A 12,245-nucleotide genomic window follows, 5' to 3' on the forward strand; every position below is an offset into this window, starting at 1 on the left:
ATGTACATAAAAATAATGTATTTATACATGTTTTTCCCAAGGACACTATTGCATTTTTGTGTCGTATAAAATTGTAAGGAAAATATGGTAAACTTCATAATGATTGTATTTTGTATTGCTGCCGGTATGCTGTTAAGAAGGGCAAAGCTAATCCACAGTGAGGCACATAAAGGCATCAATACCTGGATACTTTATTTTGCACTTCCGGCAGTTTCCTTTAAATATATTCCAAAGATTGTATGGTCGTCACAACTCTTGTTTCCAATTTTTTCGGCGGTTTTGGTTTGGGCCGGCAGTTGGTTATTTATGGAATGGTATTGTAAGCGGAAGTCCTATAAGCAGCGCTCGAGAAGCAGTCTGGAACTGGCTGCCGGGTATAGCAACACCTCATTCATCGGCTTTCCTTTGGTTATGGCTTATTTTGGCGAAGCGCAATTGCCGATTGCCATTATTTGTGACCAAACGACATTTATTTTATTATCCACTGCCGGTATCATCAATGCGCTTAAAGCGAATCTTCAGGACGGACAATCCATCGATACCAAATTTATGGTCCAGAAACTATTTACCTTTCCACCATTGATCGGTTGTCTTTTGGCATTGACCTTAGCTCAGTTTGTCGATTTCAGTGCTGCCGAACCTTTTTTTGACAAGCTTGTGGCCACAGTGGGACCATTGGCCTTGTTTTCTATCGGTTTACAGTTGAAATTTGAAGGCTGGCGCCAACAATTTGCGCAGATCAGTACAGCCATGACCTATAAATTAATTTTAGCACCCTTATTAGTCTTGTTATTTGCACTTTTACTCGGTGTAAAAGGACCGATAGCGCGGATCAGTATTTTCGAAGCCGCCATGCCTACCTTGGTCACCTCTGGGATTGTCGCCGAACAATATCATCTCAATGCCAAGTTGGTTAATCTTGTTATCGGTTTTAGCATCGTAATAGGATTGATCACAACCGCTTTATGGGATCTTGTAATCCGGTTTGCAATGGCCTGATTCATCTTCCGGCTTTTTGGCTACCATTGGGCGATATGATGTGCAATAGCTTGGGTATTAAAATAATAATATGCAACAACTTTTTTGCGGTTCGTTTGTTATAGCAGTATAACCATCTATAAAAGGAGGTATATTATGAACCTGATACATCGCATTGAGCATTGGGGAAATGTCCATCACCCACAATGGATTGATTACCTAAGAATTGCTCTGGGCATTATGATTTTTGCCAAGGGTATAACGTTTGTAAACGACAGGCAAGTGGTTGCGCATATGATCGAACAAAGCAGTTTTCACTTATCGGTTTGGGGCGCTGTTCATTACGTGGTATTCACGCATCTGGTCGGTGGCTTATTCCTTATTTTGGGTTTTCAAACCCGGTTGGCTTCCCTATTGTTGCTGCCTGTCTTGGTGGGGGCTGTCTTCTTTGTCAACATCACCAATGGTTTTAGTTATGTGAATTCCGAATTGTGGCTTTCTATAGTCGTATTCTTTTTGTTGATCTTTTTTATGGTCATGGGATCTGGAAAATACTCCCTGGACAATATGATGAACAAACCGGGATATAAAAGGGATATCTAAAAAAGAAGCTCCTTCATAGATGAAGGAGCTTTTATTTTGTTGCTTTTACTTGCTTTGATTGTCAATCCAATTGCGGGCGTTGACGAAAGCTTCCAACCAAGGGGAAACTTCATCCTGGCGTCCTTTTGGATAGTTTGCCCAATGCCATTGGAAAATCGAACGCTCGATATGTGGCATTGTTGCCAAATGGCGACCTGACTTATCACAGATCATTGCAGTATTGTAGTCCGAACCATTTGGATTGTGCGGATATTGTTCATAACCGTATTTTGCGACAATATTGTATTGTTCTTCTGCATACGGTAAACTGAATTTTCCTTCGCCATGAGAAATCCAAACACCCAATGTGCTGCCTGCCAATGTAGAAAGCATCACGGAGTTATTTTCCTGAATTTTTACGGAAACGAAGTTTGACTCATGTTTTCCTGAGGTATTATGCAGCATTTTACCATGAATTTCATGTTCCGGATTGATCATTTCCAATTCCATAAACAATTGGCAGCCGTTACAGATACCAACAGAAAGTGTGTCCGGACGGGCAAAGAAATCAGTCAATGCCTTTTTCGCTTTCTCATTATAGAGGAATGCTCCGGCCCAACCTTTTGCCGATCCCAGTACGTCCGAGTTGGAGAACCCACCAACAGCTCCGATAAATTGGATATCTTCCAATGTCTCACGGCCGGAAATCAAGTCTGTCATATGAACATCCTTCACATCAAAACCGGCTAAGAACATCGCGTTAGCCATTTCGCGCTCTGAGTTGGATCCTTTTTCCCGAAGAATTGCTGCTTTCGGACGGGCTTTACTTCCGTCAATCACTGGTTTTTTGCCATTGAACTGATTTGGGAAGTTAAATGTTAAAGGCTGATTTTTATAGTTATCGAAACGTTGTTGCGCAGTTCCGTTTTTCGATTGTTTCGAATCCAGTAGGAAGGAAGTGGTCGACCAGATATCACGAGTTGCTGCGACATCAAAGCTGAAGGTTTCCGTTCCGTTTTTGATGGTCACTGTGCTTCCTGCAACTGCCTGACCAATTTTCACGGCATCTACACCAGCTTTCTGAACTGCATGCTCGAAAATAGCATCATCTTTTGCCTGTAGCACAAGCCCGATATTTTCACTGAACAGCACTTTTACAGCATCGGACTCATTTAATCCTGAAAGGTCATAATTTGCTGCCAAATTCACATCGGCAAATGTCATTTCCAAAAGAGTCGTGATCAGACCACCGGATCCGATATCGTGGCCAGCCTCGATCTGATTCTCGTTGATTAATTGCTGAACGGTATTGAATGCCGTTTTGAAATAGCCTGCATCCTGGATGGTGGGAACTTCCGTACCCAATTTGTTGACAATCTGTGCGAAAGATGAACCGCCTAATTTGAAGCTGTCTTTTGATAGATTGATATAGTAGATAGAGCCTGCATTTTTGTTTAATACGGGTTCAACTACTTTGGTAATATCGGTGCAATTTCCAGCTGCTGATATAATCAACGTACCTGGTGCAATGACATTTTCACCATTTGGATATTTTTGCTTCATCGACAAGGAGTCTTTTCCGGTAGGAATATTGATTCCTAAAGCAATGGCAAAATCCGAACAGGCTTTGACAGCTTGATAAAGTCGCGCATCTTCGCCTTCGTTATTTGCTGCCCACATCCAGTTGGCTGATAACGAAATACCTGCAAGGCCGTTTTTGATAGGTGCAAATACAATATTCGATAATGATTCAGCAATAGCCGTTTTACTTGCCGCAGCAGGATCAATCAATGCCGCTACAGGAGAATGACCTATTGTTGTGGCGATACCCTCTTTTCCTTTGTAGTCCAGTGCCATGACACCGACGTTGTTCAAAGGCAATTGCAAAGGACCAGCACATTGTTGTTTGGCAACGCGACCGCCCACACAACGGTCCACTTTATTGGTCAACCAGTCTTTGGAAGCTACAGCTTCCAGCTGTAAAACCTGATTTAAATAATTTGGAATATTTGTTGCGTCATAGCTAAGATCCGCATAATTGCGTTTTATGGTTTTATCACGCATAAAGGTTTTTGGTGACGAACCGAAGAAGTCCTCTAAAGCATAATCCATTGGTTTTGCGCCATTGCTTTTGGAGGCAAAGGTAAAACGATGGTCACCAGTGACATCACCTACCGTATACATCGGTGCACGTTCACGGTCAGCAATGCGTTTGAGGGTTGCAATATCATCTTCAGCAATCACTAGACCCATTCTTTCCTGAGACTCATTACCGATGATTTCTTTTGCCGAAAGGGTGGGATCGCCTACAGGAAGCGCATCAAGATCGATTAGGCCACCTGTTTCTTCCACCAATTCAGACAGACAGTTTAAGTGTCCACCAGCGCCATGGTCATGGATAGAAACAATAGGGTTATGATCAGACTCAACCAGACCTCTTACAGCATTGGCCGCACGTTTTTGCATTTCAGGATTTGAACGTTGGATTGCATTCAGTTCGATACCCGACCCGAAAGCACCGGTATCTGCTGAGGAGACAGCTGCACCACCCATACCGATACGGTAATTTTCACCACCTAAGATCACGATTTTATCCCCTGTTTTAGGCGTATGTTTTTTCGCTTGATCCAATTTTCCATACCCGACACCACCTGCTTGCATAATGACCTTGTCATATCCAAGTTTGCGGCCCTCTTCTTCGTGTTCGAAGGTCAGTACAGATCCTGTAATCAGGGGTTGCCCGAATTTATTTCCGAAATCCGACGCTCCATTGGAAGCTTTGATCAAGATATCTACAGGTGTTTGGTAGAGCCACTGACGTTCCGGCATGGCTTTCTCCCAAGGACGGTCTTGTAATAAACGGGAATACGCCGTCATATAAACTGCCGTACCCGCCAAAGGAATCGCACCTTGGCCACCAGCCATACGGTCGCGGATTTCACCACCAGATCCTGTGGCAGCACCTGAGAAAGGTTCTACAGTCGTTGGGAAATTGTGAGTTTCGGCTTTTACGGATAAAACCGAGTCAAAAGGTTTCTCCTCGTAAAAATCAGGTTTGTCTGCCGATTTAGGAGCAAACTGCGTGACCCGTGGGCCTTTAATAAAGGCTACGTTATCTTTATAAGCGGAAACAATCTCGTTAGGATTTGTTTCAGATGTCTTCTTTATTAATTTAAATAGGGAAGTAGGCTGTTCTTCACCATCAATGATAAAAGTACCATTGAAAATCTTATGTCTACAGTGCTCGGAGTTGGCTTGTGAAAAAGCAAAAACTTCGGAGTCTGTCAAAAGACGGCCCAATTTGGTGGCAAGGTTGTTTAGATAGGTTACTTCCTCCGGGTTTAATGCCAATCCTTCGGATTTGTTATAGGCATCAATGTCTTCAATTTCCAAAATAGGTTCCGGTGTAATGTTGACCGTGTACATGTCTTGCGTCAACATACTGAACTTTTGCGAAATCATTGGATCGAAATCATTGAAATCTGCTGGTACCGGTTGAAATTCTTCGATACGAACAATTCCTTGGATACCCATGTTCTGTGTGATTTCTACGGCATTGGTACTCCAGGGAGTGACCATCGCTGCGCGGGGGCCTACAAAGTAATGGTTAAGGGTTTGGTCGTCGAGTTTTTTGGCGTTGCCGAATAGCCAGTTGAGTTTAGTAATGTCTTCTTGTGATAAAGAGTTTACGCTTTGAACACCATATACGGTGCTCGATGGGTTCTCAAAGAAATGAATCATTATAAATGTTTGTTTTGAACGTTCTTCAAATTAAAGCACAAAGTTACATATTATTTTGATGGAAATGATTGAATTTTGATTAAAAAATCAGGGGCATCATTCGTTTAAAAAAGATTGGAATAACGGCACCGATATAGCCCTATCTTTTTGGCTCATGATAGCGGATCAAAGTGAACAATCAATAGGAGGGCTGAACTTTTCATGATAGCGTAGATTTATTTTTTTAGGTGTGTGCCAATAAGGATAAATTGATATACTGCGCAATTATAATTGCATACAAAGTCAAATTTATCTAAGTTTGTGCATCAAATCAAATTCGAGATGAACATTTCATATAATTGGTTAAAACAACACGTTAATATAGATTCGACACCAGAGGAATTATCTTTGATCTTGACAAATACAGGATTGGAAGTAGAAGCTTTGGATGTCGTACAGAATATCCCCGGTGGATTGGATGGTTTGGTCGTTGGTGAGGTGAAATCCTGTGAGCAACACCCAAATGCCGATAAATTACGCGTGACTACAGTTGATGTAGGCGCTTCAGAATTATTGAATATCGTATGTGGTGCACCGAATTGCCGCACCGGATTGAAGGTAATTGTGGCAACAGTAGGCACAACATGTCATCCACTGAGCGGAGAGCCGTTTAAGATTACCAAATCTAAAATTCGTGGTGAAGTATCCGAAGGTATGTTATGCGGTGAAGATGAGATCGGTTTGGGAACATCCCACGCCGGTATCGTTGAATTGCCTGCTGATGTTGCGGTAGGAACATTGGTAAAAGATCATTTCAATATTCAGGATGATTACCGTTATGAAATCGGTCTTACACCGAATCGTGCGGATGCAGCATCCCATTTGGGTGTAGCACGTGATATTGCTGCTTATTTCCGCACGGATATCCTAAAGGCGGATGTTTCGGCGTTTCAGGCTGCGGAAGCGGCGGGAACAACAGTAGTTGTTGAAGATGCTGTAGCCTGCCCACGTTATAGTGGAATCAATATTTCCGGTGTGCAGGTTGCTGAATCACCAGACTGGTTGAAAGAAAAGCTAAATGTGATCGGTGTACGTCCGATCAATAATATTGTTGATATTACCAATTATATCTTGCATGATCTTGGGCAGCCATTGCATGCATTTGATGCAGATAGGATTGCCGGTAATAAAGTAATTGTCCGTACGGCAAAAGAAGGTGAGAAATTTGTAACCTTGGATGCTGTGGAGCGGACGCTTTCTGCGGAAGATCTTGTCATTGCAGATGCTGAAAAACCGATGTGTATTGCGGGTGTTTTTGGTGGCGCTTACTCGGGTGTTTCAACAGAAACAACAAATGTATTTTTGGAATCGGCTTACTTTAATGCTGTTTCGGTACGTAAGACGTCCAAAAGACATGGTTTAAAAACCGATGCTTCATTCCGTTTCGAGCGCGGTACAGATCCTAATATTACGATAGAGGCGTTAAAACGCGCGGCATTGTTGATTCAGGAGATTGCAGGCGGCACGATCTCTTCTACGCTGAAAGATGAATATCCGGTAGAAATCAAGCCCTTTTCATTCCATGTCAGTTATGCGAATGTGGTACGATTGATCGGGCAGGCCATTCCAAATGAGGAAATTAAGTCAATTATTGTTGCCCTTGGTATAGAGGTTGCTTCGGAAACAGCAACGGGACTTGACGTTTTAGTACCGGCTTATCGTGTCGATGTGACCCGTGAAGTAGACGTTGTAGAAGAGGTCCTACGGATTTATGGCTACAATAACATTGAGCTAAAATCCCAGATCAAAGCTTCTTTAAATACGGTCGAAAAACCAGATAAAGAAGTTGTCTTGAATCAATTGGCGGATCTGTTGATCGGTAATGGATTCCGCGAAATATTGGCAAATTCGCTGACAAAGCTTGATTATGCAGATGATAGCGAGACGGCAGTAAAATTGTTCAATCCTTTAAGTTCGGATTTGGATACCATGCGTCAAAACATGCTGTTCTCGGTCTTGAATGCCATTGAATATAACCAGAAGCGAAGAAATTTTGATTTAAAATTCTTCGAATTTGGTAAAACCTATGCATTGGATGGAGAGGGATATAAAGAAACGCAGCATTTGACTTTTGCAATCACAGGCCGAGAAGAAGCCGAACAGTGGAATAGTAAAAAGGGGAATGTCAATTTCTATCATCTGAAAGCTGCAGTTGATGCCATTATCAAACGGCTCAAGATTGAGGGCATTCAGATCCAAGATGCACCGGGCAATCATTTTGCCTACGGACTGAGTTATATGAAAGGGCAGAAACGGCTGGTTTCATTTGGAGCGGTAGCTAATGCGAATCTGAAAAAAGCAGATGTGGAAGGGCAGGTTTTCTTTGCTGATTTTGACTGGGACGTCCTGATGAAAATTATTCGCAAGAATAGCATTCAATACAAGGAAGTGTCCAAGTTCCCAGCTGTACGACGTGATTTATCCCTGTTAATCGATGAAAATGTGAGCTTCGATAAGCTGCAATTTGTCGCGCAAAAGACCGAACGCAAGCTTCTGAAGGAAGTAAATGTGTTTGACGTGTATAAAGGTGATAAAATTCCGGAAGGGAAAAAGTCTTATGCTCTGAGCTTTATCTTGCAAGATGAAGAAAAAACATTGACCGATAAACAAATTGATGCGATAGTTCAAAAATTAATTGTTAATTTTGAGAAGGAACTAAGCGCAGAGGTGCGTGGTTAACTAGAGATACAACATTAATTGCTAATATTCAATTTACGCTATGGCAACATTGTCTTCACAAATGAATCTGATCGTTGAGAAAACGAAAAACTTAATTCAAATGTGCGAAGTCTTGCAAGAAGAGAATGATTTGCTTAAATTAGAGGTACAATCCTTAAAAGTGGCTTTCGATGCGAGCAACGATAAAAGCAAGCAGCTGGAAGAGAAAGTCAAGGCACTGGCCGTCGCCCGGACCTTGGATTCAGAAACGGATAAGGAGGCAATTAATGAAAAAATACTTGACACAAAACAAAAAATTAACGATTTTGTGCGAGAAATAGACAAATGTATTAGTTTGTTGAAGTAGTTGGAATTTGGAGATCATCGGAATTAAGACTAATACAACGTTAAAAAGCTCAAAGAAATGGGAGAGATTTCCATAAAAATAAATATCGCAGATCGTGTTTATCCCCTACGGGTGGAAAGCGCGGAGGAAGAAGTGATTCGACATGCTGCGAAATTGATAAATGAAAAGGTAAAGGAATTGCAGGAAAACTATACTGTTAGAGATAAACAGGATTTGTTGTCCATGTGTGTATTGCAGTTCGCTACGCGAATGTTAAATGCGGAGCGGCAGTCCCAGAACCACGAAGTGGGGCTGGAAAACTCAGTACAGGAGCTCGACCAGTTGTTGACGGATTTCTTTAACAAATAAATTTACGTTCTTTATATTTAGAGCTTAAAACGACGAATTTGCCGCAATTAAATTCGGGTTGTCACTATTTTAAACTTAACGCTTCAATATTACAGGCGCAAAAAGATATAGGCCATTTTGCGAAAGCCATCTGGGTCATAATCTAAGCCTAATTATGTAATCACGAAGTTTAATAATACATGAGACCTGTTTAAATTTAATTGCGGTTTTTTTTTTGTGCTGGAGTCACCACCGGCCAAGATCTGATTGCATGCAGCCAGTAAATCCGGTCGGATACGATCGGTGGCCTAAGCGAAAGGAGTGTATCGGGATAACAAAGCTATTAAACCAGCTTCTACCCGGTTCAAAAATGGTGGAGAGATTTATTCTATTGAAATTTAAAAATTAATAAAAACAAACATATATTATACAATTATACATACATGGACGTCGCAATTTATATTATAATTTCTCTGATTGTTGGTATAGTTATAGGTCGTTATCTGTTGGTTCTGTTATTCAAAAAACAAGAACAGGAAGCCAAAGATAAGGTAAATAGCATACTAAAAGATGCAGAGCAAGAAGGAGAGCACATTAAGAAGAAACGCCTTTTGGAGGCTAAAGAGAAATTCCTTCAATTAAAATCCGAACACGAAAAGGAGGTCAATCAACGTAACAATACCATCAACCAAAAAGAAAATACGTTGAGACAAAAAGAACAATCGATCAACCAAAAGCTGGAGAGCATCAACCGTGATAAGCAGGAGGTGGATGCCAAGAAGAAGCAATTGGATAAGTTGGTTGAACTTAATGAAAAGAAATCCGAAGAAGTTGAGGCATTAAAATTACAACAGATCAAACAATTGGAGAGTATCGCTGGTGTTACAGCTGACGAAGCCAAAAACCAATTGGTGGATTCATTGCGCGAGGAGGCTCGCTCCCAGGCAATGATTCAGATCAAGGATATTGTGGACGAAGCGAAATTGACCGCAACGAAAGAAGCGAAAAAAGTTGTTATCCAAACGATCCAACGTACAGCTACCGAATCTGCGATCGAAAACACAGTTTCCATTTTCAATATCGAAAATGATGAGATCAAAGGTCGTATTATTGGCCGTGAGGGGCGTAATATCCGTGCATTGGAAGCTGCGACAGGTGTAGAAATCATCGTGGATGATACACCAGAGGCAATTATCCTTTCTGGTTTCGATCCAGTACGTCGTGAGATTGCCCGCCTGGCTTTACACCGCCTTGTAACAGACGGTCGTATTCACCCGGCTCGTATTGAGGAGGTTGTCGCAAAAACACGTACGCAGATTGAAGACGAGATTGTGGAGATCGGTGAACGTACCGCTATTGATCTGGGTATTCATGGTTTACACCCTGAACTGATCCGTATGGTAGGACGTATGCGTTACCGTTCTTCCTATGGACAGAACCTTTTGCAGCACTCCCGTGAAGTTGCGAATTTTGCGGCGACAATGGCTGCTGAATTGGGCTTGAATGTGAAACATGCCAAACGTGCCGGACTCTTGCATGATATTGGTAAAGTGCCTGATGACAATCCGGAATTGCCACATGCGATTTTGGGTATGCAACTGGCAGAAAAATATAAGGAACATCCGGACGTGTGTAATGCTATTGGTGCCCACCACGATGAAATTGAGATGACAGCCTTAATTTCTCCGGTTGTACAAGCCTGTGATGCGATCTCAGGAGCACGCCCTGGAGCACGTCGTGAAGTTGTTGAAAGCTACATCAAACGTTTGAAAGAACTTGAAGACTTAGCGCTATCTTACCCTGGTGTCGAGAAAACTTTTGCGATACAGGCCGGTCGTGAATTACGTGTCATCGTTGAAAGTGAAAAAGTATCAGATGCGCAATCAGAAATACTGGCAGCGGATATTTCAAATCGTATACAAACTGAAATGACTTATCCGGGTCAGATTAAAGTAACGGTTATCCGCGAAACAAGATCTGTATCTTACGCGAAATAGTGTATTGAAAAGTCCTGAAAAATAATCCAGGAACTTCGATAATCAGTATAGCAAAAGCCCCAATCATTGATTGGGGCTTTTTGTTGCTGTATTTTTTAATATCGACAGGTACCCAGCGCAGTAGCGCGGAATAGTTGTTCCTGCCGAAAGCTTATTTATACATCAAAAAAATCAATTAAATCATGCACATGATGCAGCAGATAAGTTGGCCTTTCTTTCATAAGTTCTTCCTCGCTGCCATAGCCATACAGCACAGCAATGGCGTCCATACCCGTTTCTCGGGCGCCGATTAGATCATGCTTGCGGTCACCGATCATAATACAATGCTGGGGATCCGTTAGATCAGCCTGGTTCAATACATACTGAATGACACTTGTCTTGGTCGGTCTGGAGTCGTCCAATGCGCTTCCGCCGGCAAAATCGAAGTAACTGTCGATCGCAAAATGCTGTAGAATCTGATGTGCAAAAATTTCGGGTTTGGAGGTCGCTAAGTACACCTTATAATCTTTAGTTTTAAGCCCTTCCAGCAATTCGGGGATACCATCAAAGAGCAGGTTTTCATATAAGCCCTGGGTTGCAAAGCGCTCACGGTATTTGTCCACACAGGCCAGCGCTTCCTTTTCATCAAATCCATAGGTATGCATGAACGTATCTTTCAATGGAGGGCCAATTAAGGGCTTCAGGCTATTTAAATCAGGAGTATGTATCCCTTTTGCTTCGAGTGCATACGCGATGCATTTGGTGATGCCCTCCGCAGGGTCGGTCAGGGTGCCATCGAGATCAAATAAGATATGTTTGTAAGACTTCATGTTGCAATATTACGGAATTGCACCGGAGATTGCCCATTACAGCGCGGAGAAAGCATATAATGACAAGTAACAGACCAAAAAAATAGAATATTATCCTGTTCAACGGTTTATGCAGATCAATATTTATTAAATTTGCCGAATGAAACAAAAGAAGAAAGTTCAGGAAGTAGAACCCAAGCGTCCGGTAGATACCTATTTTGAAGAATTGGATGCTAATTTTCAAAACCCCACCAATCGCATGATACAGATCATCTTTTTGCCGCTGCTATTTTTTGGCGTAATGGGCTGTATCTGGATGATTCCTTTTCCACAGTTTGAATTTTTGGTGAAGCTGAATTGGCATACCTTCCTGAACTGGGGTTCCTTCTTTATTGCAATTGTCATCTATTTTTATCTGAAATTATCGGCAACCCTGTCTTATGCCATTTTATTCTCGATCGGTGCAATGAGTTTTTTTATTGTTCAGTTGGAATACGTACAAAAAAACGGCGGTCCTGCAGTCATATGGGTATGTCTTGCAATAGCCCTGCTTGCTTTAGTCGCATTATTTCTGGGTAAGGGGATGGAGAAGAAGGCAATTACAGGAAAACAGTTTATGCAATTTCTACTGATAGGTCCGATCTGGTTATGGCATTTTGCCTTCCGGAAGCTCAATATTCGCTACTAAACAAACAATAGGAGCGCTATCCCGCTATAAACTATATTATTGCAGCAAAATAGGGCCGGTTTGCCCGGGCGTGGGAGTTA

At 42.0% G+C, this 12,245-nt stretch carries 9 protein-coding genes; 7 read left to right on the plus strand and 2 right to left on the minus strand.

All coding sequences use genetic code 11. The features are described 5' to 3' along the window. Positions 1–84 precede the first annotated feature (84 nt). Both ABDW32_RS01410 and ABDW32_RS01415 read left to right on the plus strand, forming a co-directional pair. Positions 85–999, plus strand: coding sequence for an AEC family transporter (locus tag ABDW32_RS01410; protein WP_343558748.1), 915 nt, complete (start codon positions 85–87; stop codon positions 997–999). 135 nt (positions 1,000–1,134) lie between these two features. Then, on the plus strand, positions 1,135–1,581 hold the full coding sequence (locus tag ABDW32_RS01415; RefSeq protein WP_077432700.1) for a DoxX family protein: 447 nt from the start codon (positions 1,135–1,137) through the stop codon (positions 1,579–1,581). Positions 1,582–1,626: 45 nt separating this feature from the next. Here the strand turns inward: ABDW32_RS01415 and purL are convergent, their stop codons facing one another. Then, positions 1,627–5,301: a phosphoribosylformylglycinamidine synthase gene (purL, locus tag ABDW32_RS01420; protein ID WP_343558749.1), complete on the minus strand. Its 3,675-nt coding sequence runs from the start codon at positions 5,299–5,301 to the stop codon at positions 1,627–1,629. 321 nt (positions 5,302–5,622) lie between these two features. Between purL and pheT the strand changes: the two genes are divergently transcribed. From pheT to rny, 4 genes are all read left to right on the plus strand, one after another. Next, positions 5,623–8,019, plus strand: coding sequence for a phenylalanine--tRNA ligase subunit beta (gene pheT, locus ABDW32_RS01425; RefSeq protein WP_343558750.1), 2,397 nt, complete (start codon positions 5,623–5,625; stop codon positions 8,017–8,019). Between the two features lie 40 nt (positions 8,020–8,059). Further along, positions 8,060–8,365 (plus strand): hypothetical protein, encoded by a 306-nt coding sequence (locus ABDW32_RS01430; protein WP_077432703.1) that lies wholly within the window; start codon positions 8,060–8,062, stop codon positions 8,363–8,365. Between the two features lie 57 nt (positions 8,366–8,422). Continuing rightward, a complete protein-coding gene (locus ABDW32_RS01435) occupies positions 8,423–8,713 on the plus strand; it encodes a cell division protein ZapA (protein ID WP_077432704.1) in 291 nt (96 codons plus the stop codon). 422 nt (positions 8,714–9,135) lie between these two features. Continuing rightward, positions 9,136–10,689: a ribonuclease Y gene (gene rny / locus ABDW32_RS01440; protein WP_343558751.1), complete on the plus strand. Its 1,554-nt coding sequence runs from the start codon at positions 9,136–9,138 to the stop codon at positions 10,687–10,689. 155 nt (positions 10,690–10,844) lie between these two features. Here rny and ABDW32_RS01445 read toward each other — a convergent pair whose 3' ends face one another. Then, entirely contained in the window at positions 10,845–11,498 is a 654-nt protein-coding gene (locus tag ABDW32_RS01445; protein ID WP_343558752.1) for an HAD-IA family hydrolase, read from the minus strand. 139 nt (positions 11,499–11,637) lie between these two features. Between ABDW32_RS01445 and ABDW32_RS01450 the strand changes: the two genes are divergently transcribed. Then, entirely contained in the window at positions 11,638–12,165 is a 528-nt protein-coding gene (locus tag ABDW32_RS01450) for a hypothetical protein (RefSeq protein WP_343558753.1), read from the plus strand. Positions 12,166–12,245: the final 80 nt, after the last annotated feature.

It is taken from the genome of Sphingobacterium sp. (genome assembly GCF_039596235.1).
GTDB lineage: Bacteria > Bacteroidota > Bacteroidia > Sphingobacteriales > Sphingobacteriaceae > Sphingobacterium.